Genomic DNA, 26,795 nt, shown 5'->3' on the forward strand with positions numbered 1-26,795 from the left:
ACGTCTTCATTCCGCAGGCCCCGGCGCGAGCACTTCGCGGCTTCCGTTGATGCTCATCGCCGATACGAGGCCGGCCGTTTCCATCTGTTCGACCAGTCGTGCCGCGCGGTTATAGCCGATGCGCAATTGCCGCTGTACCGACGAAATCGACGCGCGCCGCGTGCGGACGACGAACGCGACCGCTTCGTCGTACAGCGGATCGGCTTCCGCATCCGTCGATTCGCCGAACAGATCCTGCGCCGCGCCGCCGTCGGTGGCCGGACCGTCGAGAATGCCTTCCTCGTATTGCGGCTCGCCGAACTGCTTCAGATACTCGACGATCCGATGCACTTCCTCGTCGGCGACAAACGCGCCGTGCACCCGTTGCGGATAACCGGTGCCGGGCGGCAGGAACAGCATGTCACCCTGACCGAGCAGCGACTCCGCGCCCATCTGATCGAGAATCGTGCGCGAGTCGATTTTCGACGACACCTGGAACGCGACGCGCGTCGGAATATTCGCCTTGATCAACCCGGTGATGACATCGACCGACGGCCGCTGCGTCGCCAGAATCAGGTGGATGCCGGCGGCGCGCGCTTTCTGCGCGAGACGCGCGATCAGTTCTTCGATCTTCTTGCCGGCGACCATCATCAGGTCGGCCAGTTCGTCGATCACGACCACGATCAGCGGCAGCGGCGCGAGCGGCTCGGGCGCGTCGGGCGTCAGCGAGAACGGATTGCCGAGCTTCTTGCCCTTGGCTTCGGTGTCGCGAATTTTCTGATTGAAGCCTGCGAGATTGCGCACGCCAACTGCGGACATCAGCCTGTAGCGCTTTTCCATTTCGCCGACACACCAGTTCAGCGCGTTCGCGGCGAGCTTCATGTCGGTGACGACCGGCGCGAGCAGATGCGGGATGCCTTCGTAGACCGACAGCTCCAGCATCTTCGGGTCGATCATGATCAGGCGCACTTCTTCGGGCGTTGCCTTGAAGAGCAGCGAGCAGATCATCGCGTTGATCGCGACCGACTTGCCCGAACCCGTCGTGCCCGCGACCAGCATGTGCGGCGCTTTGGCGAGATCGGCGACGACCGGATGGCCGGTGATGTCCTTGCCCATCGCGAGCGTCAGTTGCGAATGCGAGTTCTGATAGACGCTGGCCTCGATGATTTCGGACAGACGGATGGTCTGCCGTTTCGCGTTCGGCAATTCGAGGCCCATGCAGGTTTTGCCGGGGATCGTTTCGACGACGCGGATCGACGTGAGGCCGAGACCGCGCGACAGATCCTTCATCAGGCCGACGATCTGACTGCCGCGCACACCGAGCGCCGGTTCGACTTCGAAGCGCGTGATGACCGGACCCGCCGATGCGCCGACCACCGTCACCGGCACCTTGAACTCCTGCAGACGCTGCTCGATCAGCACACCGGTCTCGATGAGCTTTTCTTCGGAGACGGGTTCGATGTCGGTATCGGCGGGCGCGAGCAGGTCGAGCGTCGGGAGTTCGACCATCGACGCAGCCGGTGCGCGGAATTCGAAGCCGTTAGTGGGCGCGTGGCCGCGCATCGGCGGACGCTGGGTGGGGGCAGGGGGCTCGGCGGCTGCTTCTGCCGCGTGTTCCGGTTGCGGTTCGGCGTGCGCCGCTACCGGCGGCTCGGTGGCTGTAGCAGGGGCAGTGGTTGGTGTTAATGCCGGTGCTTGCGCCGACGCTAGCGCTGCACCCGGATAAGTTGCGGCGATGGGCGCGGGTTCGGCTGTAGGAGGTATTCCGTTTGCTGTGTTTGTTGTGTTTGCTGCGTGAGCTGGGTGTGCTGCCTCCGCTACAGATGCGGTCGGCCCAGCGAAAGTTGTCGGCATCACCGGTGCAGTGAATGCTGCAGGGATGGCCGGAGCAGTCGGCACAGCCGGGATAGCAGTAACGACCGGCATGACCGAAGGAGTCGGAATGCCTGACGCAGCTGGAACAGACGGGATCGCGGGAGCAGCCGGAACATTTGAAGCAGCCGAAGCAACGGGGGAGGCAGGAGCAAACGCAGCCGCCGGTGCAACTGGGATAGCCGGATCAACTGGAGCGGCGGGATCAGTCGGCATATCCGAAGCGGTCGGAACTGTCGGAGCCGTCGGGACAGCGAGAGTAGTCGGAACCGCCAGAGCTCCTTGAACAGCCGAAACCGCAGCAGTCACTGATGCAGCCGGAATCGCCGGAGCAGCCGGAACCATAGGATCTACGGGCGTTGCCGTGCCTGCCGAAGCAGCCGAAGCTACAGGGGCTGTCACGCTAGCCGATTGAGTCGGATTTAGCAGAGTTGCCGGAGTCACTGGCGCGGCAGCAGTTGTCAGCGGTGCCGGTGGCGTCGGCTCGGCCGTATCCAGCCGTAATGATGGAATCGCCGAGCCATCGGAGGTATCCAAAGCACTTGGTGTCACTTGTGGCATCGGCGCTCCCGGAGCCACGGAGGCTGTCGGTATGGCCGAAGCTGCTTGCGTCACCGCATCGACTGGGGTCACCGGATGCGCGGGCGCGAACGAAGTCGCCGGCGTGGCCGTGGTTGCTGAAGCCACACGACCCGCGGAAGCCGAAGCCACCGGAGCCGCTGGATTCACCGGAGCCACCGGAGCGACTGAAGCCACCGAAGCCACCGAAGCCACCGAAGCCACCGGAGCCACCGGGACCACCGGGACCACTGGATTCACCGAAGCCTCGAACGCCGAGGGCGCCCCAACTGACGCGTCCACATTTGCACGCTCAACGACGCGGCCCCGCTCTTCATCGACAACGGTCGGCGCAGGACGTGCGGCCTGGATCGCAACGTCACGGAAGCGGAACACGTTCGACGCCTGCGCAGCAACGTCCGGCGACTCGCCGGCGATGGTGTCCACAATCGGCGCAGCCAGCGATTCCAGTTCGCGCGGTGATTCAGACGTCTCTAACGCACTCGCTTCTTCCGATGCCTCCATCATTGCCGCGACGCTCGGCAATGCAGGGGGAGCCGGCATGTCCGACTCATGCAAAGCAGCGGACTCACCCGCATTCGTGGCATGCAGCGGCGTCATACCGTGCATTGGGAGTTCGCCTTCGCCGGTTACGCTGGCGTGCTGAACCGTCGAAGCGTTCGACGTCCCCGCAACAGGCTGCGGCGTAACGGCTGCGATATGGGTTTCCCAAGGCGCAAGCGTTTTATCGGCGATGTCTTCCGCGGCTCGCGCGGACGTTTGCATCGTCACCGGATTCGTGATGTGCGGTTCGGCTGCCAGCGTGGTTCCAGCCGAATCCGTTGGCGCGGCAGCGGTCGAAGGCGTGACGGCAGTTGCAGCGACGACGGGCGAATGCACCGGAGCGTGCATAACCGGCGGTTCAACGTTGAACTCAGGCGGAGAGTTGCTTTCGATAGGAGCGGTCGAAATCGTCGCCCCATCTTCGGGCGATGGCGCATCCGGCTGTGCATCGTCGGCTTGCAACTGGGCCGCGAAAATCTGGAACGGCGTCGTTGGAGCGGCGTGTGTCGGCGCGGCAGATGCAATCGAGGCTACGGAAACAACGGGCGCAACCGGTGCAACGGACTCAACCGGCACAACCGGCGCAGCCGCAAATGCACCGGAGGCATCGGACGCAATTGGAGTGACCGCTGTCGGCACAACAGATGCAACCCCAAATGCATCAACATCAGCCCGTGCCGCCTCAGCATCGGCAAACACCGATTCGACTGCCGCAGCCGCTGTCGCAGGTGCCACCGGCGTCGGAAGATGGATGACCGGCGGCTCGATGGGCCATTGGACTACGGGCTCTTTGCTGATCTCAAATGCCGCAGGTTCAGACGCGGCATCCATGTCTGTCTTTTCGACCTGCGGCGCTTCGATTGCCACCGGCTCGACCGGCAACGGCGACGACGACAGAGAATCTTCCGGCGCGTGCACAGCAGCATGTTGCAAAGGAGCGCTCACGCTCATCGCCGCAGCAGGCTCGCTAGCCCCAGCCCCGCCCACCAGCGAATCCCCACCCACCAGTCTCGCGTCGAACACGGTCTCGCCGCTCGTACCGGACGCCATCATCGCGTCTTCCGCCGAGCGGTTGCGCGCCAGGCTCACGCCGGCCAGATCGGTCCAGCGAGCGGCATTTTCCGCGATGCTGCGAAGGGTTTCCTGAACGCTCGCGGGCGGCGTGACTTTCTGGGTCGCCGCCATGGACCGCGTATAGGCCGGAGCCGTCCGCCGTGTTCCCCCGGGCGAGTTGATCGCACCCGAAGACGCCGCAGTCTGGAACGGCTGACGAGACGCGATAGCCCGGTTAGCCGGAGCCGTCCCACCAGTGGGGGAGCCCAGAATCGATGTCGGGCGGCTAGCCTGGGCCGCTCTCGCCATCGCCCCTGCATTGCTGGACAACGCGCCAGAGGCAGCGCGTGCCGCTGTCGACCCATGGATGGTTCGCGCCGCAGCGGCAACTGCCGCAACTGGCGCAATTGTCACCGGGGCCGCCGCGGTCGCACTCGCCGCGCCTGCCGTGGCGGCCAGTCCTGCCGCACCGCCCAGCGCCGCCGCTTGCCTTGGCTCGCCAGCCGTGCGGCGTCCAACCTGCAGCGCGGCCTCGCGGATCGCGGCCGCTGCCGCCTCACGTCCCGCCGCCGATCCGCTCGACGACGCAGGCGCACGCGGTACCGGATCGCGCAGCCAACCCGCGGGCGCAACCGGCTCGGTCGGCATGAACGGGGTTTTGTCCGCGGTCATCGCGGATGTCGGATTCATTGTGTTCATCGGCTCGCGACGCGGCGCATTCATCGCGCCCGTGCGCAGCACTGGCTCGGCCTGAGCCGTCTGACTGCTACGTGGCGCCGCAGCGCCAGTCCGCCAGTTGGCTCCCGCGCCGCGCGCCGTTGCGTCCATACCTGCCGCGCTCGCGCCAGCGCTGCCGACGCCCGCAGCGCCACCCGCCCCGCCAACGCCCGCAGCCGCACCGCGTCCACCGGCAGGCGGTCGCCAGACCGTAGGCCGTGCATACCGGCCATTGCTTTTCGGCGCCATCGTATTGGTCGCCGGAGACACGTGCGACGGCACGCCGTCGTCGATACTGCGATGCCGCCGCGCTTCCTCGTCGCGCCTCGCCAGACCACGCGACAAACCCAGGCCGAACGCACCATCCGCCCACGCAGCAAAATCGCGCCAGCGGAAATCGATCAGCCAGGGCAGGCTGATCAGGAACAGCGCCAGCGCCGCGAACGGCGTGCCGATATGGCCCAGCAGATGACCCAGCCCCGCAGCCAGCGCGTGACCCAGGCCATTGACGCCGACCAGGTTGATCAGCGACGCCTCCAGCGTGCAGCTCGCCAGCATCACGCAGACGAAGCCGAGCCACAGCCGGATCGTGCCAGGCCCGCGCAAGCCTGCGCCGCCCGGCAGCACCGACTTCACGAGGCGCCACAAAAGAGGAATAAACCAGACGGCCGACCCGCCGAACCAGCCGAAAACTACCGTGTGCATACTAGACATCAACGAATGACGGACGCGCAATAACGCAATCCGTCGAGATTAAACCGCGAAGCCCGCTGCTTCGAAGGTCGGCGCAAGTATGCTTGCGCCCAATCGGAAAGCGGACCGGTGTACGACTCGCCGCCACAAAAACGACGGCTGGGGAACAGCGGCATTGCCATCGGCGGCGCCGTCGCCACTATGACCCGGCAATCCGCCGTTTGATTCCGCGCCGCCTACTTGGTGCTGCTGTCGAACGTCAGCGTGTCGCCGTTTTCGAGCACCAGTTGCATCTGCTGCGGCGGACGCATCTGCACGCCGGTTCGATCGATATGCGTCAGCGCATCCAGAAACGCGCTCTCGATTTTTCCGCCCGGCGTCATGCACGCCATGCGCGTACCGCCCAGCGCGCCAAAGCTCAGCTTGCCGTCTTTCAGCGCGTACGAACCCATGAAGCGGTTGCAGCCGGAAAAGCCGCTCGCGTGGCGCTGGCCTTTATCGGTGGACAGCTTGAGCGTGATCGGGCCGCCCTGATCCGCGGACGGAATCGCGCGCACCGTGCCGTCCGCCTGCTTCCACGCGCTCAGCGTCCAGCTGGTGTCGTCGAGCAGCTGCGCGGCGGCGGGGTTGAACGGATCGGGCGCGGCGGCCTCGGAATCGGGGTGTTTGGGCATTGCACAGGCGCTCAGCAGCGCAGCGACGCTCAGCGCGGCGATGGTCGCGCGCGCATAGGGAGTGAAGCGCGCAATACGTCGCGCGGAGGAGCTTTGGAGCATGACGTCGTTCCTCTTCAAACAGGCGAAGGCGTAAGGGTAACGCACTAAGCTCGCCGCACGCGAGCCCGACGGCGAGCGGCGAAGCTTTTGTGAGTTAACGGCAGCGGCGGCAGGCAGCGCAGCCTTGCGCGCCGCCGTCGCATCCTTACGCGCGGATGAAATGGCAGTGTTGATCGACAACGTCGATCACACATTGACCACGCGCGGCGAGCGGTCCGCGGGTCGTCTGTGCCCGGCTGCGTCGACCTGGCAGGGCGGTTTTTTCTGCACGCGACGACCAGGCGCAAAAGGAAAGCAAAAAGGAAAGCAACCGTTGCCGGGCGCGTCTGGAAACCGGCCGTACACGAAGGCTGAACACAGCCTCAGCATGGGTGCGCATCGGGGTGGGCATGTTAACATCGCGTTCTAACCAATCCCACCCTCATCCGACTTTTTTCTGGAGCACCCATGCAGATCGGCCAACGGATCGGCACCCCCCTTTCTGAATCCGCCACGCGCGTCATGCTGCTCGGCGCCGGCGAGCTCGGCAAGGAAGTGATCATCGCGCTGCAACGGCTGGGCGTCGAAGTGATCGCCGTCGACCGTTACCCGAATGCGCCGGGCCACCAGGTCGCGCATCGCTCGCACGTGATCGACATGACCGACCGCGCCGCGTTGCGTGCGCTGGTCGAGCAGGAACGCCCGCATCTGATCGTCCCCGAGATCGAGGCGATCGCCACCGACGCGCTCGCCGCCATCGAAACCGACGGTCTCGCCGAAGTGATCCCGACCGCGCGCGCCACGCAACTCACGATGAACCGTGAAGGCATTCGCCGTCTCGCTGCCGAGGAACTCGGCTTGCCGACCTCGCCGTACGCGTTCGCCGACTCGCTCGACGAATTGCGCGCGGGCATCGCCAAGGTGGGCTACCCGTGCGTGGTGAAACCGGTGATGTCGTCGTCGGGCAAGGGCCAGTCGGTGCTGAAGAGCGACGCCGACGTCGAACCCGCCTGGCAGCACGCGATGGCGGGCGGCCGCGTGAATCACGGCCGCGTGATCGTCGAAGGCTTTATCGACTTCGAATACGAAATCACGCAACTGACCGTGCGCGCCATCGACCCGGCGAGCGGCGAAGTCAGCACGTATTTCTGCGACCCGATCGGCCACGTGCAGGTAGCGGGCGACTACGTCGAATCGTGGCAGCCGCAGCCGATGAGCCCGCTCGCGCTCGAACGCTCGCGCGAAGTCGCGCACAAGGTGACGGCGGCGCTCGGCGGCCGGGGCCTGTTCGGCGTTGAACTTTTCGTGCGCGGCGATGACGTATGGTTTTCGGAAGTCAGCCCGCGTCCGCACGACACGGGTCTGGTCACGCTGGCTTCGCAGCGTTTCTCCGAGTTCGAGTTGCACGCCCGCGCAATCCTCGGTTTGCCGGTCGATACGTCGTTACGGGCGCCGGGTGCGTCGGCGGTGATTTACGGCGGGCTGGACGAGGCGGGCATCGCGTTCGAAGGCGTCGCGGCGGCGCTGGCGGTGCCTAATGCGGATCTGCGTCTGTTCGGCAAGCCGGAAAGCTTCGTCAAACGCCGCATGGGCGTGGCGCTCGCAACCGGCGAGAACCTCGACGAAGCACGCTCGCGTGCGAAAGAGGCTGCGGCTGCGGTGCGGCCCGTATCGGCGAAATAAGGCCTGGCGGCGCGCTGACAAAGCCCGGGCCGCCATCGATGCATGACCCGCGCGCGGCACGTTTGCCGCGCGCGCAATCTGGATGTCGGAGCCGGTCAGGCTCTGTGGAGTCGAGGTGCGTATGTCGCTGGAATCCCGCAAGACAATGCGGCGCGGTATGGTGGGTCGGCTCGGCACGCTCGGCGCATTGCTCGCGCTGTGCTCGGCGATCAGCGGATGCGGTCTCGCTGCCGCGCCGTGCCGGATCGCCTCGGCCGGTTTGAAGATCGTGCCGGTGGTGGGGCACGTCGCCGCCGCGCCGACCGATGCATGCGCAGGCGTGATCGATCCATAAATCAGCCTCCAGCGGGCCACGCGCGCTCGCTGTTCAAGGCGCGGCGCCGGACGTTTGACACGCAGCAACACTCGAGGCATCTCATGACGAAATGGCTTGTTGCAACAATTACGGCGGCCGGTTTCACCGCACTCTACGGGAGCGCCTGCGCTGCGCCCCTACAGCTTTCCGAACTCCAGATCAAAGACCGTCAGTCGCACAAATACACCTGTGCGACCGGCAAGATTCTGCACGTCACTTACTGGAACACGTCGAACGGACAGAGCTTCGCGCTCGTGCCGGTGAAGGGCAAACCGCTGCTGTTCGTCAACGTCATGTCCGGCTCCGGCGCGAAATATCAGGCCGGTAGCTACACCTGGTGGACCAAGGGACCGCGCGCCGATCTGTACGACGCGATGAACGGCGAAAACGCTTCGCCGATATTGTCCGACTGCGTCACCATCGTTCGCTAGACATGATGCGGCGGCTCTCTTCCTCCCTGCCGCCGTTCGCTGATTTCCGTTTGCTCCCGTCTCATGCCAGCCGCGCGGCATTGCCCGGCTGCGCGCAGCCTTTTTACCTCAGGAGTAAGCTGTCCCGCGTGGCATTCGCCATGCCGTCATGCCATGCCGCGCGCTGTCCGCGTGGCCGTCGTCGTCTTCGATCGTCCATCCCCGGACCTTAACGGACGGGCTCGCAGCCCCGTCGGTATCATCAAGCGAGACTCTCAATGAAAGCATCGGACCTGTTCGTCAAATCGCTGGAAGCTGAAGGTGTCGAGTATGTGTTCGGCATCCCCGGTGAAGAAAATCTCGATCTGCTCGAGTCGCTGCGCCGCTCGAAAATCCGTCTGATTCTCACGCGTCACGAACAGGCCGCCGGCTTCATGGCCGCCACTTATGGACGGCTGACCGGCCGTACGGGCGTCTGTCTGGCCACGCTCGGCCCCGGCGCGACCAACTTCGTCACCGCCGCTGCATACGCGCAACTGGGCGGCATGCCGATGCTGATGGTCACCGGCCAGAAGCCGATCAAGTCGAGCAAGCAGGGCCATTTCCAGATCGTCGACGTGGTGCGGATGATGGAGCCGCTCACCAAGTACACACGTCAGATCGTGTCGATCAGCAATATTCCGGCGGCCGTGCGCGAGGCGGTGCGTCAGGCCGAAGAGGAGCGCCCGGGCGCCACGCACCTCGAGTTGCCCGAAGACGTCGCGCACGAAGAGGGCGACGGCAAGCCGATTCCGAAGAGCTACAGCCGTCGTCCGGTCGCCGAGGAAAAAGCCGTTGCGCGCGCGGTCGAGGCGATCACTCAGGCGAAGCATCCGCTGCTGATGATCGGCGCGGGCGGCAATCGCAAGACCACGACGAAGATGCTGCGCGAGTTTGTCGACCAGATCGGCATTCCGTTTTTTACGACGCAGATGGGCAAGGGCGTGATCGACGAATCGCATCCGATGTGGCTCGGTAACGCGACGCTGTCCGATGGCGACTTCGTGCATCGCGCGATCGATCACGCCGACTGCATCATCAACGTCGGTCACGACGTGATCGAGAAGCCGCCGTTCTTCATGCGCAGCGGCGACGCGGGCGAGAAGACGGTGATCCACGTGAATTTTCTCGGCGCGGAAGTCGACACGGTGTATTTCCCGCAGATCGAAGTGGTCGGCGATATTGCCAATGCGGTGTGGCAGCTGAAGGAGAGTCTGAAGGAGCGCCAGGAGCATTGGGATTTCACGCGTTTCAAGGAGATCAAGGCGCACTTTGAGGCGCATCTGGTGAAGGGGCAGCACGACGAACGTTTCCCGATGTATCCGGTGCGGATCGTCAATGACGTGTACGAGACCACGCCGGTGGACGGTATCGTGTGTCTGGACAACGGCATGTACAAGATCTGGTTCGCCCGCTATTACCGCGCGCACGAGCCGAATTCGCTGCTGCTCGACAATGCGCTCGCGTCGATGGGCGCGGGTTTGCCGTCGGCGATCGCCACCAAGATCGTGCACCCGGATCGCAAGGTGATGGCCGTGTGCGGCGACGGCGGCTTCATGATGAATTCGCAGGAACTGGAGACGGCGGTGCGTCTGCGGCTCGATCTCGTCATTCTGATCCTGCGCGACGACGCGTTCGGCATGATCCGCTGGAAGCAGGAGAACATGAATTTTCCCGATTACGGGATGACGCTGAACAATCCGGATTTCGTCGCGTACGCGGAAAGTTATGGCGCGAAGGGGCACCGGATCGAATCGGCGGATCAGTTCGCGCCTTTGCTGCGCGAATGTTTCGTGACGCCGGGCGTGCATGTGATCGATCTGCCCATCGACTATTCGGATAACGAGCGCGTGCTGAATCGCGAGATCAAGCGGTTGTCGGCGCAGCTTTGAGTTCAAGGAGAAGGAGTCATGTTGAAGCAAACCTACCCGTACTACCTGGCGAACGAAGCGGTGGCGGCCAACACCGATCTCGAAGTCACCGATAAATTCAGCGGCGAAGTGGCAACGCGCGTCGCGATGGCCGACGCGGCCGCGATCGACAAGGCCATCGGCCACGCGGTCGACGCGATGCCCGCGATGCGCGCGTTCCCGCCGTTCAAACGGCAGGCGGTGCTTGAACATTGCGTCGCGCGGTTTCGCGAGCGCTACGACGAACTGGCGCTTGCGCTGTGCATCGAGGCGGGCAAGCCGATCAACGACTCGAAGGGCGAGGTCACGCGGCTGATCGACACGTTCAAGGTGGCTGCGGAGGAGAGCGTGCGGATCGACGGCGAGATCATCAATCTGGAAATTTCGCCGCGCGCGAAGGGATATCACGGGTATGTGAAGCGCGTGCCGATCGGGCCGTGTTCGTTCATCTCGCCGTTCAATTTTCCGCTGAACCTGACCGCGCACAAAGTGGCACCCGCGATTGCCGCGGGCGTGCCGTTCGTGTTGAAGCCGGCGAGCCGCACGCCGGTCGGCGCACTGATCATGGGCGAGATTCTCGCGGAAACCGATTTGCCGAAAGGTGCGTTTTCGATTCTGCCCGCGCATCGCGACGGCGCCGATTTATTCACGACCGACGAACGCTTCAAACTGCTGTCGTTCACCGGTTCTCCGGCGGTCGGCTGGGATCTGAAGGCGAAGGCCGGCAAGAAAAAGGTGATTCTGGAGTTGGGCGGCAACGCGGCGGCGATTGTCGACGGCGATCAGGGCGAGAAGCTTGACTACGTGGTCGACCGGCTCGCGTTCGGCGCGTTCTATCAGTCGGGGCAAAGCTGTATTGGCGTGCAGCGGATTCTGGTCCACACGAAACTTTATGACGCGCTGCGCGAGAAGTTGATCGCGAAAACGAAGTCGCTCGTGATGGGCGATCCGAAGAACGAAAAGACCTTCGTCGGGCCGATGATCTCCGGGTCGGAATCGAAGCGTCTCGCCGGATGGATGGACAGCGCGGTGCAGGCGGGCGCGAAGATCGTCGCGGGCGGCAAGGTGGACGGCGCGATGTTCGAGGCGACGCTGCTCGAAGGCGTGAAGCGCGACACGGATCTGTATCGCAAGGAAGCGTTCGGGCCGGTCGCGATTCTGGAGCGTTTCGACGATTTCGACGCCGCGCTGGCGACGGTCAACGACAGCGACTTTGGGTTGCAAGCCGGCGTGTTCACGGATTCGCTCGCGCATGCACACCGCGCGTGGGACATGCTCGACGTGGGCGGCGTGGTGATCAACGATGTGCCGTCGTTCCGGGTCGACAACATGCCGTACGGCGGCGTGAAGGATTCGGGGCTGGGGCGCGAGGGCGTGCGCTACGCCATCGAGGACATGACCGAGATGCGGTTGATGGTGATGCGGGAGACGTGGTGAGGGGAGGGGGCGTTCTGGGCTTGGGCAGCTACCTGGTCGCTCGCCGTCTCACTGGCGCCAGGTCGGACCCTGGCGCAGCAGGATGCCTATCCATAATGGTGTCAAATGCTGTCACGTTACTGTCGTGTGCGCGCACTACGCTCGCGAAAGGACGGCACGGCCAGAAATACACCCTGCATGAACTGGCACTTTGATGCCAAATCCGGGCGTTCCGGGGCCGGTTCGCCCCGGCTTTTCACCCGCCTACGCAGAAACGCAGCACATGCGCCATGAGTGTTTTTGCTGAAGTGCTACAATACCGGCCTTTCCGGCGGGTGTTTCCGCCGGCCGGAGCCGGCCGCAGTTTTCCCGTAATACTGACGGGTCCCGTGCGGAACGCCGTGGCTCCGCCTTCATCACGATGCCCTCTGCGGTTCCGACCGCTGCTGCGCGCACCGCGCCAAGCGCATTTTTAGCGAAAGCCACCATGTCCGACACAGCCGTCACGCCCAGCACTGCGACTTTTGATCAATTCGGTCTCGCGCCCGACATCCTGAAAGCCGTCAAGGAATCGGGCTACACCACGCCCACGCCGATCCAGGCGCAGGCGATTCCCGTCGTGCTGGCCGGCCGTGACGTGATGGGCGCTGCCCAGACTGGCACCGGCAAGACCGCGAGCTTCTCGCTGCCGATCATCCAGCGCCTGCTGGCGCATGCCAGCACGAGCGCATCGCCCGCCCGCCATCCGGTGCGCGCGCTGATCCTCACGCCGACCCGCGAACTCGCCGACCAGGTCGCCGCGAACGTGCAGTCGTACGCGAAACACACGGCGCTGCGCAGCGCCGTGGTGTTCGGCGGCGTGGACATGAATCCGCAATCCGAGCAACTGCGCCGCGGCGTCGAAATTCTGATCGCCACGCCAGGTCGTCTGCTCGACCATGTGCAACAGAAAACCGCGAATCTCGGCCAGGTGCAGATTCTGGTGCTCGACGAAGCCGACCGGATGCTCGACATGGGCTTCCTGCCGGACCTGCAGCGCATCCTGAACCTGCTGCCGAAAGAGCGTCAAACGCTGCTGTTCTCGGCCACTTTCTCGGGCGAAATCAAGAAGCTGGCGGCGACCTATCTGCGCAATCCGCAGACTATCGAAGTCGCGCGCAGCAATTCGACCGCGACCAACGTTACGCAGATCGTCTACGAAGTCGCCGAGGGCGACAAGACCGGCGCGGTTGTCAAACTGATTCGCGATCGCAGCCTCAAGCAGGTGATCGTGTTCTGCAACAGCAAGATCGGCGCGAGCCGTCTGGCGCGCAGCCTCGAGCGCGACGGGGTGGTCGCGACCGCGATTCACGGTGACCGCTCGCAGAACGAGCGCATGCAGGCGCTCGAAGCATTCAAGCGCGGCGAGATCGAAGCGCTGGTGGCGACCGACGTCGCCGCGCGCGGTCTGGATATCGCTGAATTGCCGGCCGTGATCAACTTCGACCTGCCGTTCAACGCGGAAGATTACGTGCACCGCATCGGTCGTACCGGCCGCGCAGGGGCGTCGGGCGACGCGTTGTCGCTGTGCAGCCCGAACGAGCGCAAGCAGCTTGCCGATATCGAGAAGCTGATCAAGCGTCCGCTGGACGTGCAGCGTCTGACCGTCGACACGCCTGTGCGTCATCACCATGAAGAGCGTGCGCCGCGTCGCGAGCGCAGCACCGAAGGGCGCGAGGGTCGTGAAGGCCGTGACGAGCGCGGTAGCCGCCGCCGTACGGGTGCAACGTCGTCGGGTTCGTTCGATCGGCCGCATCATCATCGCGCGCAGCCTGTGGACGACTTTTTCCTGAAGCCGTATGAGCCGTCGCCGGCTTCGGTTCGCAAGGTTGAAGAGGCGAATGCTGCTTCGGCGGCTCCGCAGAAATCGGGTTCCAAGCAGCCGCTGGCTGCATTGCTCGGCGGGTTCGGCATGCCGCGGAAGTCGACTTCGTCTTCCTGATTGTGGTTGCGAAGGCCTTTGAACGCCTTCGAACATCTGTAAAACGCTTCGGCGTATCGAGCGCTTCGCGGTTTCACCGGCGAGGCGCTTTTAGTTTCCGATGTTCATCCGCGTGTCCATCCGTTTGGCCCATGCAGCCGTTGCGGCTTTGTAAAAGCTGTCGAGCGTTGCATGGTCCGAAGCGGCCAGATCCAGTCCCAGATGCCGCGCTGCAGCGCCCAGTGCTTCCAGCGGATTTTCCGTGTCCAGCGCGGTTGCGCCGTTCTGCTTGCTGAGCTTCTCGCCGTGCTCGTTCGTGACGACCGGCACATGCAGATACTGCGGAGTCGGCACGCCAAGGCAATGCTGCAGATAAATCTGCCGCGCCGTCGAATCCATCAGATCCACGCCGCGCACGATATGCGTGATGCCTTCATCGGCATCGTCGACCACGACCGCTAGTTGATATGCCCATTGATCGTCCGCCCGCCGCAGCACGAAATCGCCGACTTCAGTGGCCAGGTTCTGCGTCTGCTCGCCTTGCCAGCGATCTTCGAAGGTGATTGCCGCGGCGTCGCCATCCGGCACACGCAGACGCCACGCACGCGCGGGCTTGCCGTTGAGTCCATGACGGCAAGTGCCGGGATAGGCGAGGGTCGTATTGCGCGCGTGCACGTGCAGCAGCGAATCGGCGATTTCCTTGCGCGTGCAGCCGCACGGATAGATCGACCCGGTGGACTTCAACTGCTCCAACACCTGCGCGTAGCGCGGCATGCGCCCGCTTTGCCAGACCGGCGTTTCGTCGGCGTGCATGCCGAAGCGTTCGAGTGTTGCGAGGATATCCTCGGCGGCACCCGGCACAGTGCGAGGGCCGTCGATGTCTTCGATGCGCACGAGCCACGTGCCCTCATGTGCACGCGCGTCGAGCCAGCTGGCAAGCGCGCTGACCAGCGAGCCGAAATGCAGCGGCCCGGTAGGTGACGGCGCGAAGCGCCCGCGATAGGTCATGGTCGAGCGGCCCGCAACGCACCTAACGCCGCCATCACGCGGCGCGCGTTGCCTTGCTGTCCGGATGGCATTCCGGACACGTCTTGCCCGCCACGTACATGGGCGATTGTTGTGCGTCGGGCGGCACCACGGCCCGGCAGCCGAAGCACTGCACGGTCGCGGTCGGCTCCAGTTGCGGATTCAGCGCGGTGCGGTAATCGAACACGAAGCAGTCGCCGTGATAGTGCGCGCCGCCCACTTCCTCGAAGTACTTCAGAATGCCGCCTTCGAGCTGATACACGTTCTCGATGCCGACTTCCTTCATGTGGATCGCGGCCTTCTCGCAGCGAATGCCGCCGGTGCAGAACGACACGACCGTCTTGCCCTCGAGATCGGCGCGATTGTTCTCGATCACCTCTGGAAATTCGCTGAATTTCGCGATGCGGTAGTCGAGTGCGTTGTCGAACGTGCCGACATCCACCTCGAACGCGTTACGCGTATCGAGCATCACGACCGGGCGGCCCTCGTCGTCGTGACCGCGGTCCAGCCAGTGCTTCAGCGTAGGTGCGTCGACGAACGGCGCGCGGCCGAGTTCCGGCTTGATGGCCGGCTTTTTCATCGTGATGATTTCGCGCTTGAGTTTGACCAGCATGCGCGTGAACGGCTGCTTCTCCGAAATGCTTTCCTTGAATTGCAGCGACGCGAATTTGCCCTCGAACAGCGGATCGTGGCGGATGTAGTCGATGAAAGCGTCGGTGTTGTCGCGCGTGCCCGCGACGAACAGGTTGATGCCTTCCGGCGCGAGCAGAACGGTGCCGCGCAGGCCGAGCGCATTGCAGCGTTCGGTGACCGGCGCGCGCCATGCGGCGGTGTCTTCAATGGTCGCGAAATAGTACGCGGAGAGATTGACGATACTCATGTGTGTCCAGCGGTAAGAAGTGGCCGGCGTCGCAGAGAGCGGCGCGTATTCAGGCGCTCGCGTTCAGACCCCGCATTGGGAGTCGGCCCGGCGCGGCCAAGTCGAAATAGGCGAAACCGCTATTATCCCTCAACCTGACGTTTTCCCCGACCCGGCCAAATGGCCAGGGGTTTGCGCTAGAGCAAAGCGCGCACTAACTTGCGGAAAAAATTGCCGCGAACGGCTGTGAGTAACGTCCGCAGACATGTGATTAAAGTGGCTGCGGTGCGGTGACGCATCGGTGCCCCAGGCCGAACGGCCAACGTGGCGTTCCGGCCTGAAAACTCCGCGAGGCTGGAGTTACAATGTCGCCCATGTCAGATCCCCGCTTCGTTCATCTCCGCGTCCACTCCGAATTCTCGATTGCCGATGGCATCGTGCGCCTTGACGACGTCGTCAAGGCCGCGGCCAAAGACGGTCAGGGAGCGCTCGCCCTCACCGACCTCGGCAACGCGTTCGGCCTCGTCCGTTTCTATAAGGAAGCCCGTGGCAAAGGGGTCAAACCCATTGCCGGCTGCGACGTCTGGATCACCAATCCCGACGACCGCGATAAGCCTTCCCGTTTGCTGCTGCTGGTCAAAGACCGGCGCGGTTACCTGAATTTGTGCGAATTGCTGAGCAAGGCATCGCTCACGAATCAATACCGTGGACGCGCGGAAGTCGAAGCAGGCTGGCTCGAATCCGGTCTCGGCGAAGGTCTGCTCGCGTTGTCCGGTGCACAGCAGGGCGACGTTGGTCTCGCGCTTGCCGCAGGCAATGAAGAAGCGGCGAAGCGCAATGCGCTGCATTGGGCGAAGGTGTTTCCGAACGGCTACTACATTGAGTTGCAGCGCAGCGGTCAGCCGGGCGGTGAGCATTACCTGCAGCAGGCGGTTGCGCTGGCGGCGTCGCTGAAATTGCCGGTGGTCGCCACGCACCCGATGCAGTTCATGACGCCCGACGATTTCACCGCGCACGAAGCGCGCGTGTGTATTTCCGAAGGCGACATTCTCGCGAATCCGCGTCGCCAGAAGCGCTTTACGGGTGACCAGTATTTCCGCACGCAGGAGGAAATGGCTGCGCTGTTCGCGGACATTCCGTCGGCGCTCGCCAATACGGTCGAAATTGCAAAACGCTGCAATCTCACGCTCGAACTCGGCAAGCCGAAACTGCCGCTGTTCCCGACGCCCGACGGCATGTCGCTCGACGACTATCTCGTGCAGTTGTCGAAAGAGGGCCTCGAAAAGCGTCTCGAACAGCTTTATCCGGACGAAGCCGAGCGCTCTGCACAGCGCGAGACTTATTACCAGCGCCTCGATTTCGAGTGCGGCACGATCATCAAGATGGGCTTTCCGGGCTACTTCCTGATCGTTGCGGACTTTATCAACTGGGCGAAGAACAACGGCGTGCCGGTTGGGCCGGGCCGGGGTTCGGGCGCGGGCTCGCTGGTCGCTTATGCGCTCGGCGTGACCGACCTCGATCCTTTGCGCTACAACCTGCTGTTCGAACGTTTCCTGAATCCGGAACGGGTCTCGATGCCCGACTTCGACATCGACTTCTGCCAGCACGGCCGCGATCGCGTGATCCAGTACGTGAAAGAGAAATACGGCGCGGACGCGGTGTCGCAAATCGCGACGTTCGGCACGATGGCGGCAAAGGCGGCGGTGCGCGACATCGGCCGGGTGCTCGATCTCGGCTACATGTTCACCGACGGCATCGCGAAGCTGATTCCGTTCAAGCCCGGCAAGCACGTCACGATTGCCGACGCAATGAAGGAAGAGCCGCTGTTGCAGGAGCGCTTCGACAACGAAGACGAAGTGCATCAACTGCTCGAACTCGCGCAGCGCGTGGAGGGCCTCACGCGTAACGTCGGCATGCACGCGGGCGGTGTGCTGATCGCGCCGGGCAAGCTGACCGATTTTTGTCCGCTATACACGCAGGGCGACGAAAGCGGCGTCGTGAGTCAGTACGATAAGGACGACGTCGAAGCCGTCGGTCTCGTGAAGTTCGACTTTTTGGGTCTGACCACGCTGACCATTCTGGATTGGGCCGAGCGCTATATCCGCCGTCTCGATCCGTCGAAGCAGGACTGGTCGCTCGGTCAGGTGCCGCTCGACGATCCCGCGTCGTTCTCGATCCTGAAGAAAGCGAATACGGTCGCCGTGTTCCAGCTGGAAAGCCGCGGCATGCAGGGCATGCTGAAAGACGCGCAGCCCGACCGTTTCGAAGACATCATCGCGCTGGTCGCGTTGTACCGTCCGGGCCCGATGGACCTGATCCCGAGCTTCTGCGCGCGTAAGCATGGTCGCGAAGTGGTCGAGTATCCGGACCCGCGCGTCGAATCTGTTCTGAAAGAGACCTACGGCATCATGGTCTACCAGGAGCAGGTGATGCAGATGGCGCAGATTATCGGCGGCTATTCGCTGGGCGGCGCCGACTTGCTGCGTCGCGCGATGGGTAAGAAGAAGGCCGAGGAAATGGCCGAGCATCGCGAGTTGTTCCGCCAGGGCGCCGCGAAGAACGGTCTGACCGCTGAGAAGGCCGACGAAATCTTCGACTTGATGGAGAAGTTCGCGGGCTACGGCTTCAACAAATCGCACGCGGCCGCGTATGCGCTGCTCGCGTACTTCACCGCGTGGCTGAAGGCTCACCATCCGGCCGAATTCATGGCGGCGAATATGTCGCTCGCCATGGACGACACTGACAAGGTCAAGATCCTGTTCGAAGACTGTCTGACGAACAAGATGGCCGTGTTGCCGCCGGACGTGAACCAGTCCGCGTATCGCTTCGAGCCGGTCGCGGAACCTGACGGCAAGAAGTCGAAGACGATCCGTTACGGTCTCGGCGCAATCAAGGGTAGCGGTCAGAACGCGATCGAAGAAATTCTGCGCGCGCGTGAAGACGGTCCGTTTATCGACATTTTCGATTTCTGCAACCGGATCGACCGGCGCGTCGTCAATCGCCGCACGATCGAGGCGCTGATCCGCGCCGGGGCGTTCGACACGTTGCACGCGAATCGCGCGCAACTGATCGCATCCGTTTCGCTCGCGATGGAAGCCGCCGAGCAGGCGGCCGCGAATGCGTCGCAGGCGGGCCTGTTCGACATGGGCGACGCGCCGTCGCAAGGTCATGAACTGGTCGACGAGCCGGAATGGCCGGAAAAGAAGAAGCTGCAGGAAGAGAAGGCCGCGCTCGGCTTCTATCTGTCGGGCCACCTGTTCGACGCTTACAAGAGCGAAGTGCGGCGCTTCGTGCGTCAGAAAATCGGCGAGTTGAAGGAAGGGCGCGACAAGCTGGTCGCGGGCGTGATCGCGTCGATGCGCACGCAGATGACCCAGCGCGGCAAGATGCTGATCGCGCTGCTCGACGACGGCACGGGTCAATGCGAAGTGACGGTCTTCAACGAGACGTTCGAGGCGCACAAGCATCTGTTCAAGGAAGACGAGTTGCTGGTCGTCCAGGGGCAGGCGCGGAACGACGCGTTCACGGGCGGCATCCGCTTTACCGTCGAAACGGTGATGGATCTCGGCCGCGCGCGCTGCCGTTATGCCGAGGCCGTCAAGGTGCAGATGAACGGCAATGCCGACGCGCTGGCATTGCGTCGCGTGCTCGAAGCGCATAGCGCGGGTAAGGACGAGCCGCAAGCAGCGGCGCCGGCGGTTTCGTCGCGTGGCGGCGGAGGCGGGCGTAATGGTGGCGGGTATGGTGACCGTCAGCGTCAGGCGGTGCAGATTCCTAACGGGCTGGCGGTGCAGGTGGTTTATCGCAGCGAAAACGCCGAAGGCGAGATGCGCCTGGGCGACGCCTGGCGCGTGAAGCCGACCGACGAACTGCTCGCGGCGTTGCGCGGTGAGTTTGCAGGAAGCTCGATCGAGATTGTTTATTGACGGTGGGCGGGTTGGTCGGGGCGGTGTCCGTGTCTGTGTTTTCGCGCGGACCCGGACTTCGGCTCAGGCTCAGGCTCAGTCTTTACAGACTCAGGTTCGAGTGAGGTAATAGGCGAGGTAAGGACTTAGTGGCTTATTCCGGCTCCGGTGCGTTCCACGCGTAGCGCCCGGGTCTGCAAGGGGGCAAACCGCGTTGCCCCCACGCTCCTCAACCCACCTCACCGCTATCCCTTCTCCCCCAACCGCGCCAGCTTCAAAAACCGGTAATACACCGTCTCCGCATTGAATACCGCGATCATGAAACCCGCGCGGCCGTCCAGAAAGCCGCGCCGTAACAGGTAGGTCCGCACGAACGCCCACGCACCGCGTCCGAGCGCCTTGCCGAAGCTGCCGCGCTTGCCTGCCGCATGACGTTGCTGCGCGCCCGCCGTCGAATAGGCGTCGAGCTTGCGCAAGACGCCTTCGAAGTCCTCGTACGAGTAGTGCATCAGCTTGCCAGTCAGACGCTGCGCGGGCGTGTCGAATACCAGGCGCTCGTGTACCAGATCGTCGGAGAAGCGCGCCGCGTCACGTTTGAACAGACGCGGGATCCAGTCCGGATACCAGCCGCTGTGATGAATCCAGTGTCCGCAGAAGCTCGACAGGCGGTCGACGGCGTAGACGTCGGCGGTAGGCGTGATGAGCGCTGCGCGGATCGACGAGGCCAGTTCCGGCGAGACGATTTCGTCGGCGTCGATGGAAAGAATCCAGCTTGTGCTGAGCGCAGCTACCGCGCGGTTTTTTTGCGGGCCGAAACCCGGCCAGTCGGTTTGCTCGATCACGCGCGCGCCGTGTGCGCGGGCGATGTCGGCGGTGCCGTCGGTGCTGCCGCCGTCGATCACGACGATCTGATCGGCGAACGCCACGGCTTGCAGGCATTCGGCCAGTCGCGCCGCCGCGTTTTTAGTGATGATGGCGACGCCGAGTGTGGTTTCTTGCATACCTGAAGTACGTGGGAGCGTGGAAAACGGGACTAAACGACGAAGTGGCGGGTGCCAGCAGGTGGGAGTTGATCAGCCTCAATTAAGCCGAAAAGTGCCTCCGCCGACGGTTTTCGCGAGTATACACAGCGCAGTGCTACCGGCGTTACGCCAGCTCGCCAGGATGCGAGTCGGAATACGGGCCGGGAATGCCCGCCCATGCCGGGTCGCGAGCCCGCGCAAGTCCGCACCGTTCGCGGCCATCACGCCATCCCCAACCGTTTACAATGGCGTCTTTTGATACCCCACCCGGTGGACATCCCGCCCGCCGCGTGGTTGCTGTCCCGCATTCACAGAGGATTCCTTGAGCGCGAAGTCTACGTTAAGCAAAACCATCGGTTCCGGCGAGGGTTCGTCACCTGCCGTCGTCATGAGTCGACTTTGGCCGTATATCAAACCGCTGATCTGGATTCTTCTCGGCGCGATTATCGCAATGGCCGTCAGCGCCGCCACGGACGCGGCGATCCCGGCATTGCTCAAGCCGCTGCTGGACAAGGGCTTCGGCGCGCATGCCAGCGGCAAGACCAAGTGGTTCGTGCCGGCGGCGGTGATCGGCCTCGCACTGGTGCGCAGCCTGTCGCAATACGCGTCCGGCTATCTGCTTGCCTATGTGACGAACAAGATCCTGCTTGAGCTGCGCCTGAAGATGTTCAGCCGCATGATCCACACGAGCGTAGCGTTCTTTCAGCGCGAAACCGCGAGTACGGTGATCAACGCGATCGTCTTCGAGGTGAACCAGATCCTGAACGTGCTGCTGAGCGTGCTGGTCACGCTGGTGCGCGATTCGCTCACCGTGATTTTTCTGCTCGGCTATCTGTTCTATCTGAACTGGCGTCTGACGCTGATCGTCGCGGTACTGCTTCCGGCGATCGGCTGGCTGGTTGGCAAGATCAACCGCCGGCTGCGGCGCCTCAACCGCGAGCAACAACTGCTAACCAATCAACTGTCGTACATCGTCGAGGAATCGGTGGGCGGTTATAAGGTCGTCAAGGTTCACAACGGCCAGCAATACGAAATGAACCGCTTCGAGGCAATGAGCAAGCTTCTGCGCGGCTACGCGATGCGCGTATCCGTGTCCGGCGGCCTCGCGCAACCGTTGACGCAGTTCCTCGCGTCGATCGCACTGGCCGTCGTGATCACGATCGCGGTCGTGCAATCGTCGTCGGATCAGACCACGGTCGGCGGCTTTGTCGCGTTCGTCACGTCGATGCTGCTGATCATTTCGCCGCTCAAGCATCTGATGGACGTGAACCAGCCGCTGCAACGCGGCATGACGGCGTGCGAGCTGATCTTCGGTCTGATCGACGAGCCGTCCGAGCCGGAAGGCGGCGGCAAGCCGCTCGATCGCGCGCGCGGCGAAGTGGAGTTCCGCGACGTGACGTTTACGTACGGCGCGAACGCCACGCACAATCGCCACACGCTCGAGCAGGTGTCGTTCAAGATCGCGCCGGGCGAAATGGTCGCGCTGGCGGGGCCGTCGGGCAGCGGCAAGACCACGCTGGTGAATCTGCTGCCCCGCTTCTTCGATCCGACCGGCGGCGCAATTCTGGTCGACGGCGTTGCGATTCCCGAATACGACCTGCACGCGCTGCGCAGCCAGATCGCGATGGTGAGCCAGGACGTCGTGCTGTTCAACGACACGGTCGCGAACAACGTCGCGTACGGCCAGGTGGCCGACGCGGAGAAGGTCAAGGCGGCGCTGCGCGCGGCCAACCTGTGGGACACGGTCGAAGCCATGCCGAACGGCATCGAGACGCTGGTCGGCGACAACGGCATGATGCTGTCGGGCGGTCAGCGGCAACGTCTCGCCATCGCGCGCGCGATCTACAAGGACGCGCCGATCCTGATTCTCGACGAAGCCACGTCCGCGCTGGATTCCGAGTCCGAGCGTCACGTGCAGGCCGCGCTGGAAACGCTAATGAAGGGCCGCACGACGCTGGTGATCGCGCATCGGTTGTCGACCATCGAGCGCGCCAACCGGATTCTGGTGATGGAAGCCGGGCGTATTGTCGAAAGTGGCAGCCATCGCGAGCTGCTGACGCAAGACGGGCTGTATGCGCATTTGCACCGCATCCAGTTCCAGCAGAACGCGGCTTAAGTTCGCAGCCCGCCATACGGAGACCGGGGAGGCGAACCTCCCTGGCGCTCCCACCTAAGCGGCAACCTCAGGCTTACCCGTTGCGGATAACTGCGTGCGGATCGCGTTCATGATCTCCGTCGGCGCGATCTCGTCGACGTCGCCGGTGCTCTGAATGCCGATCGAATGGCACTGTTCGGTCAGGCGCAGATAGGGCGGCTCGCGATCTGAAAACAGCGAGACGCTCGGCGTCGGCGTGGAATGAGCGACGTGCATCAAGCCGCCGTCCGCGCCCACGAAGAGGCTTGCCCGCGCCGCCATTTCGCGCGATTGCAGCAAGCTCAACTGCCCGACCAGCGAACTGATCGTCAGCGTGCCGAAGGTCCGTTTCAGCAGATCTTCGGCGATGGCCAGGCCATTGTCCGACCCGAGCAGCACGACGTGCTTCGGCATGCCGCGCTCATCCGACCGGTCGATGAGGTCCAGCAACGCCCCCCAATGCCGGTAAGTCCGGTTTGCATCGAGCCCGCCCACGGCGAGCGCCAGAAACTTGCTGCCCGGCAGAAACGCGCGCACCGATTCACGCGTGGACGCCTTCGCCGCCAGATAGGGCTTGCTCATCGACACGATGCTGGCGTCCGGATACCCCAGCCCAAATGCGTGATTGACCGCGGCGTAGCTGAAGGTGGTCTGGTTGCGGTCCGGTCCATAGAAGTACTGGAACAGGCACACATACGGCAGATGCCGGAACTGCCGCGCCTTCAGCTTGATGGACGGCAGGTTGTATTCCGACATCACGATCGCGTCGTAGGTGCGGCCGGAAAGTTGCTGTAAGTCGGAATAGACGTTCTGAAAAATATCGTCCTCTTCGAACAGCTTGTGCAGGTTCGGCAGCGTGAACAGGTCGATGTCGACGCCCCGGCCCTTCAGCAGCGCGCGGCCCGACATGTCCATCGTCGCATCGCCGAAATTGCGTTTGCCGGTGTAGATCCACAGCAGCCGCCTCACTTTGGCGGTGCTTTGGAGTTCGAGGCGGGTCTGGCCGCGCCAGCGGAGCAGCAGGTGCTTGTGAAGATACTTCTTGACGATCTTCGCCCGCGAAGTCTTACGCAGAAACACCTCGGGCTCGTGCGCCACGCCCGCCCAGGGAATGCGCACGGAGCGGTCGACGGCCTTATCCACGGCTTTTTTCAGTGCGGCAGGCGCGCTGCGGTAGAGCGCGCACATCAATCGGTTCATTGCTCGGAATGGCAGAAATTCGGGTTTCGCCGCCGATGAAACGCGCGCCGCGCGGTGACGTCGGCGGTGCGCGGCGGCGGAATGAGGAGTTTCGTATGCTACCAGCCCGTGCCAGCCTGGTGGCGGCCGGATATCGGCCCGCGCCCGCGTCGCAGCGGTGCGGAAATGTCTGTGCGATTGGCGTGCGGCAGCAGGTTGCGAGCCCGGCACATTAATCGGATAAGGTCGGGAACCCGGTACAATGGCGGGGCCATCGTACCCGGTCGAGCGTCAACTGACACAGCGGCCGGTTAAATTTATAAGACATGTCGACGCCCGCCAAAATATCTTCTCTGAGCGTCAACTCACGAAGCCTGCTACCAGCGTTATTCCTGCTCACGTATCCGTCGGCCAGCCTGCTGATACACGGTGCAGGCAGTGCGTTGTCGATTGCGGCCGCGCTCGTTTCACTCGGTCTTCTTTTTGCCCCCAATAGCTGGACCGGCCTGCCGTCGTTCAAGTGGGACCGTACCGATCTCGCGCTGTGCATCGGCACCGCGTGTCCGTTTTTCGCCGTGCTGCTTGCAGGGGTCTGGCACGGCGCGGTCGTTGCCAACACGCTGGATTCGCCTTCCCGTTTCTTTGCCGCCGCACCGTTCTTCCTCGTGTTGCGCCGCAGCTTGCCGCGCACGCTCGCGTGGAGCGATCTGTCGTTCGCGCTGGCCGCGCTCGTGTCGCTCGGCATTCTGCTGATCGTGCCGCGCGATTGGGGCTTCGGCCGGCTCGGCAGCGATTTCCTGAACCCGATTCATTTCGGCGATATCGCCCTCGTCATGGGCGCACTGTCCATCCTGTCGCTGAACTGGTGGCACAAGGACGGGCTGATCGTGCGCCTCGTCAAGGTGGCGGGTCTGTTCGCCGGGTTGGCCGCGTCGCTGATGTCGGGTTCGCGCGGCGGCTGGATCGCGATTCCGATCGTGGCGGCGATGGTTTTCTATCTGCGCAGCCGCGGCAAGTCGCGTAAATGGAAGGTGGCGTTTCCGCTCGTCATCGTGGCGCTGCTGGCTGGCGTCTACGCGTTTTCGCCGACCGTGCGCGACCGTGTCGGCGATGTGTCGTCGGACCTCGTGAAGTACACGCACGGCGACAAGGACACGCCGATGGGCATCCGGCTGCAGTTGTACGAGGCGGCGGCCCGCATCGTCAGGAGCCATCCGGTGCTGGGTCTGGGCGGCGACGGCTTCCGCAACAGCATGCAGTCGTTTGCGAAAGAAGGGCTGCTCACGCCCGCCGCCGCGCAACTGGGGCGCGGCGAAGTTCATAATCAGATGTTTGCGTACATGACCGACTACGGGATGGTCGGCGGGCTTGCGGTGCTGGCCATTTACATCGTGCCGGGCATCATCTTCTGGCGGCGTCTGAACGCGCCGGCCTTGCCCGCGCGCCGTGCCGCGCTGATGGGACTAACCTTCATCGTGTCGTTCTGGATCTTCGGGCTGAGCGTCGAAACCTTCGATCTGAAAATGACGGTGTCGGTGTATGCCACGGTCATCGGCATTCTTGCCGCGTGCTGCGCGTATGCGGACAAAACCTGTGCTATCGCCGCAAGCGGAACCGGAACCGGAACCGGAAAGGCAACCGAACCGGCTCCCGCTCCGGCCTCGGCGAGCGCACCCGGCCGTTCAGCGCGCGACTCCACTCAATGAGACTTTCGATCCCTCCATGTTCAGTATCCTGATTCCGAGCTGGAACAATCTGCCGTATCTGAAGCTGTGCATCGACAGCGTCCGCCGTCACTCGGCGTTCGACCACGAGATCATCGTGCACGTCAACGACGGCTCGGACGGCACGCTCGACTGGGTTCGCTCGGAGGGCATTCGCCACACGATGAGCCAGGGCAACGTCGGGGTCTGCCTTGCGCTGAACGACGCGGCGCGGCTCGCCACGCGCGACTGGATTCTGTTCCTGAACGACGACATGTTCTGTACGCCGGGCTGGGACCTCGCGTTCGAGGCGAGCCTGCGCTCGCTCGGGCATTCGTCGGCGTATCTGTCGTCCGTGCTGATCGAGCCGACCGACACCGGCAATGTCAACGTGACTGCGGCGAACTTCGGCACGGGTCCCGACAATTTCGACGAAGCGGGTTTGCTCGCCTACGTGGCGGGCATGAAAGCGGCCGATCGCAACGGCGTGGCGTTGCAGCCGATGCTGATCAGCCGTCAGTTGTGGCATGCGGTAGGCGGCTACAGCATCGAGTTCGGACCAGGCATGAGCAGCGACGACGATTTCCTGATGAAGCTGTGGCTCGTCGGTTGCCGCATGTTCCGCTCGGTCGGCGCGAGCCGCATTTATCACTTCGGCTGCAAATCGACCGGACGTATCCGCCGTAATCGCGGTGGCCGCGAGTTTCTGATGAAGTGGGGCATTTCGCAGCGCGATTTCACGCGCGACTATATCCGGCAGACCGCCAGCGCGGCGCCTGGCAGCTTGTCCAATGTGCCGCGCGCGCCGTTCAAAAGCCGTTTCAAGCGCGTGCTGTACGCGCTGGGCCGTTATCCGTTCGAAGACCTCGAAGGTTGGGAACCCGATCTGCCGGCCCGGCTCACGTTCAACAAGCCGTTCGACGGGACGCCCGACGATCAGAGCGGGCGCAACTGATCCACGTCGCGCCTGGGCGGCACGATCCGCCTGCGCGCGTCATTCGTT

Annotated in this window: 16 protein-coding genes; 10 read left to right on the forward strand and 6 right to left on the reverse strand. The window is 63.6% G+C overall.

Features of this window, described 5'->3' with window-relative positions; genetic code table 11:
• Nucleotides 1-6 precede the first annotated feature (6 nt).
• Both BLS41_RS05875 and BLS41_RS05880 read right to left on the reverse strand, forming a co-directional pair.
• Nucleotides 7-5,448, reverse strand: a complete 5,442-nt coding sequence (locus BLS41_RS05875) for a DNA translocase FtsK (protein WP_074763445.1) — start codon at nt 5,446-5,448, stop codon at nt 7-9.
• A 224-nt stretch (nt 5,449-5,672) separates the two neighbouring features.
• On the reverse strand, nt 5,673-6,212 hold the full coding sequence (locus BLS41_RS05880) for an META domain-containing protein (RefSeq protein WP_074763446.1): 540 nt from the start codon (nt 6,210-6,212) through the stop codon (nt 5,673-5,675).
• A 447-nt stretch (nt 6,213-6,659) separates the two neighbouring features.
• Here BLS41_RS05880 and purT point away from each other — a divergent pair, with 447 nt between their 5' ends.
• The 6 genes from purT to BLS41_RS05915 all read left to right on the forward strand — a co-directional run bounded on the left by purT (nt 6,660) and on the right by BLS41_RS05915 (nt 13,985).
• Nucleotides 6,660-7,874 carry a formate-dependent phosphoribosylglycinamide formyltransferase gene (purT, locus tag BLS41_RS05890; protein ID WP_074763448.1) on the forward strand — a complete coding sequence of 405 codons (1,215 nt, stop codon included), beginning with the start codon at nt 6,660-6,662 and terminating at the stop codon, nt 7,872-7,874.
• Between the two features lie 121 nt (nt 7,875-7,995).
• Nucleotides 7,996-8,208, forward strand: a complete 213-nt coding sequence (locus BLS41_RS05895; RefSeq protein WP_074763449.1) for a DUF6726 family protein — start codon at nt 7,996-7,998, stop codon at nt 8,206-8,208.
• Nucleotides 8,209-8,291: 83 nt separating this feature from the next.
• On the forward strand, nt 8,292-8,660 hold the full coding sequence (locus tag BLS41_RS05900) for an MliC family protein (RefSeq protein ID WP_074763450.1): 369 nt from the start codon (nt 8,292-8,294) through the stop codon (nt 8,658-8,660).
• Between the two features lie 257 nt (nt 8,661-8,917).
• Nucleotides 8,918-10,570 carry an acetolactate synthase large subunit gene (locus BLS41_RS05905; protein ID WP_074763451.1) on the forward strand — a complete coding sequence of 551 codons (1,653 nt, stop codon included), beginning with the start codon at nt 8,918-8,920 and terminating at the stop codon, nt 10,568-10,570.
• Nucleotides 10,571-10,588: 18 nt separating this feature from the next.
• Entirely contained in the window at nt 10,589-12,025 is a 1,437-nt protein-coding gene (locus tag BLS41_RS05910; RefSeq protein ID WP_074763452.1) for an aldehyde dehydrogenase family protein, read from the forward strand.
• Nucleotides 12,026-12,491: 466 nt separating this feature from the next.
• Nucleotides 12,492-13,985 carry a DEAD/DEAH box helicase gene (locus BLS41_RS05915; protein WP_074763453.1) on the forward strand — a complete coding sequence of 498 codons (1,494 nt, stop codon included), beginning with the start codon at nt 12,492-12,494 and terminating at the stop codon, nt 13,983-13,985.
• A 90-nt stretch (nt 13,986-14,075) separates the two neighbouring features.
• On the opposite strand, the gene gluQRS is transcribed toward BLS41_RS05915, so the two are convergent.
• Together gluQRS and BLS41_RS05925 are read right to left on the reverse strand one after the other, a co-directional pair.
• Nucleotides 14,076-14,972 (reverse strand): tRNA glutamyl-Q(34) synthetase GluQRS, encoded by an 897-nt coding sequence (gene gluQRS, locus BLS41_RS05920; RefSeq protein ID WP_074763454.1) that lies wholly within the window; start codon nt 14,970-14,972, stop codon nt 14,076-14,078.
• Between the two features lie 34 nt (nt 14,973-15,006).
• Nucleotides 15,007-15,870, reverse strand: a complete 864-nt coding sequence (locus tag BLS41_RS05925) for a sulfurtransferase (protein ID WP_074763455.1) — start codon at nt 15,868-15,870, stop codon at nt 15,007-15,009.
• A gap of 344 nt (nt 15,871-16,214) precedes the next feature.
• Between BLS41_RS05925 and dnaE the strand changes: the two genes are divergently transcribed.
• A complete protein-coding gene (gene dnaE, locus BLS41_RS05930) occupies nt 16,215-19,775 on the forward strand; it encodes a DNA polymerase III subunit alpha (RefSeq protein WP_074763456.1) in 3,561 nt (1,186 codons plus the stop codon).
• Between the two features lie 224 nt (nt 19,776-19,999).
• On the opposite strand, the gene BLS41_RS05935 is transcribed toward dnaE, so the two are convergent.
• Entirely contained in the window at nt 20,000-20,755 is a 756-nt protein-coding gene (locus BLS41_RS05935; RefSeq protein ID WP_074763457.1) for a glycosyltransferase family 2 protein, read from the reverse strand.
• Nucleotides 20,756-21,098: 343 nt separating this feature from the next.
• Here BLS41_RS05935 and msbA point away from each other — a divergent pair, with 343 nt between their 5' ends.
• The gene (msbA, locus tag BLS41_RS05940) at nt 21,099-22,892 is read left to right on the forward strand and encodes a lipid A export permease/ATP-binding protein MsbA (RefSeq protein WP_074763458.1); all 1,794 of its coding nucleotides are present in this window, start codon (nt 21,099-21,101) and stop codon (nt 22,890-22,892) included.
• Between the two features lie 54 nt (nt 22,893-22,946).
• On the opposite strand, the gene BLS41_RS05945 is transcribed toward msbA, so the two are convergent.
• Nucleotides 22,947-24,098 (reverse strand): glycosyltransferase family 9 protein, encoded by a 1,152-nt coding sequence (locus BLS41_RS05945; protein ID WP_083379979.1) that lies wholly within the window; start codon nt 24,096-24,098, stop codon nt 22,947-22,949.
• 317 nt (nt 24,099-24,415) lie between these two features.
• Between BLS41_RS05945 and BLS41_RS05950 the strand changes: the two genes are divergently transcribed.
• Together BLS41_RS05950 and BLS41_RS05955 are read left to right on the forward strand one after the other, a co-directional pair.
• The gene (locus BLS41_RS05950) at nt 24,416-25,795 is read left to right on the forward strand and encodes an O-antigen ligase family protein (protein ID WP_083379933.1); all 1,380 of its coding nucleotides are present in this window, start codon (nt 24,416-24,418) and stop codon (nt 25,793-25,795) included.
• 16 nt (nt 25,796-25,811) lie between these two features.
• Nucleotides 25,812-26,747: a glycosyltransferase family 2 protein gene (locus BLS41_RS05955; protein ID WP_074763460.1), complete on the forward strand. Its 936-nt coding sequence runs from the start codon at nt 25,812-25,814 to the stop codon at nt 26,745-26,747.
• Nucleotides 26,748-26,795 lie beyond the last annotated feature (48 nt).

It is taken from the genome of Paraburkholderia fungorum, assembly GCF_900099835.1.
GTDB classification, from domain to species: domain Bacteria; phylum Pseudomonadota; class Gammaproteobacteria; order Burkholderiales; family Burkholderiaceae; genus Paraburkholderia; species Paraburkholderia fungorum_A.

Excerpts from the sequence above, each read along its gene's own strand:
- BLS41_RS05935 (WP_074763457.1), bottom strand. The coding sequence starts at position 20,755 with ATGCAAGAAACCACACTCGGCGTCGCCATCATCACTAAAAACGCGGCG.
- BLS41_RS05950 (WP_083379933.1), top strand. The coding sequence starts at position 24,416 with ATGTCGACGCCCGCCAAAATATCTTCTCTGAGCGTCAACTCACGAAGC.
- purT (WP_074763448.1), top strand. The coding sequence starts at position 6,660 with ATGCAGATCGGCCAACGGATCGGCACCCCCCTTTCTGAATCCGCCACG.
- BLS41_RS05900 (WP_074763450.1), top strand. The coding sequence starts at position 8,292 with ATGACGAAATGGCTTGTTGCAACAATTACGGCGGCCGGTTTCACCGCA.
- BLS41_RS05945 (WP_083379979.1), bottom strand. The coding sequence starts at position 24,098 with ATGTGCGCGCTCTACCGCAGCGCGCCTGCCGCACTGAAAAAAGCCGTG.
- BLS41_RS05925 (WP_074763455.1), bottom strand. The coding sequence starts at position 15,870 with ATGAGTATCGTCAATCTCTCCGCGTACTATTTCGCGACCATTGAAGAC.
- BLS41_RS05880 (WP_074763446.1), bottom strand. The coding sequence starts at position 6,212 with ATGCTCCAAAGCTCCTCCGCGCGACGTATTGCGCGCTTCACTCCCTAT.
- BLS41_RS05895 (WP_074763449.1), top strand. The coding sequence starts at position 7,996 with ATGTCGCTGGAATCCCGCAAGACAATGCGGCGCGGTATGGTGGGTCGG.
- BLS41_RS05905 (WP_074763451.1), top strand. The coding sequence starts at position 8,918 with ATGAAAGCATCGGACCTGTTCGTCAAATCGCTGGAAGCTGAAGGTGTC.
- gluQRS (WP_074763454.1), bottom strand. The coding sequence starts at position 14,972 with ATGACCTATCGCGGGCGCTTCGCGCCGTCACCTACCGGGCCGCTGCAT.
- BLS41_RS05910 (WP_074763452.1), top strand. The coding sequence starts at position 10,589 with ATGTTGAAGCAAACCTACCCGTACTACCTGGCGAACGAAGCGGTGGCG.
- dnaE (WP_074763456.1), top strand. The coding sequence starts at position 16,215 with ATGTCGCCCATGTCAGATCCCCGCTTCGTTCATCTCCGCGTCCACTCC.
- BLS41_RS05875 (WP_074763445.1), bottom strand. The coding sequence starts at position 5,448 with ATGCACACGGTAGTTTTCGGCTGGTTCGGCGGGTCGGCCGTCTGGTTT.
- BLS41_RS05955 (WP_074763460.1), top strand. The coding sequence starts at position 25,812 with ATGTTCAGTATCCTGATTCCGAGCTGGAACAATCTGCCGTATCTGAAG.
- BLS41_RS05915 (WP_074763453.1), top strand. The coding sequence starts at position 12,492 with ATGTCCGACACAGCCGTCACGCCCAGCACTGCGACTTTTGATCAATTC.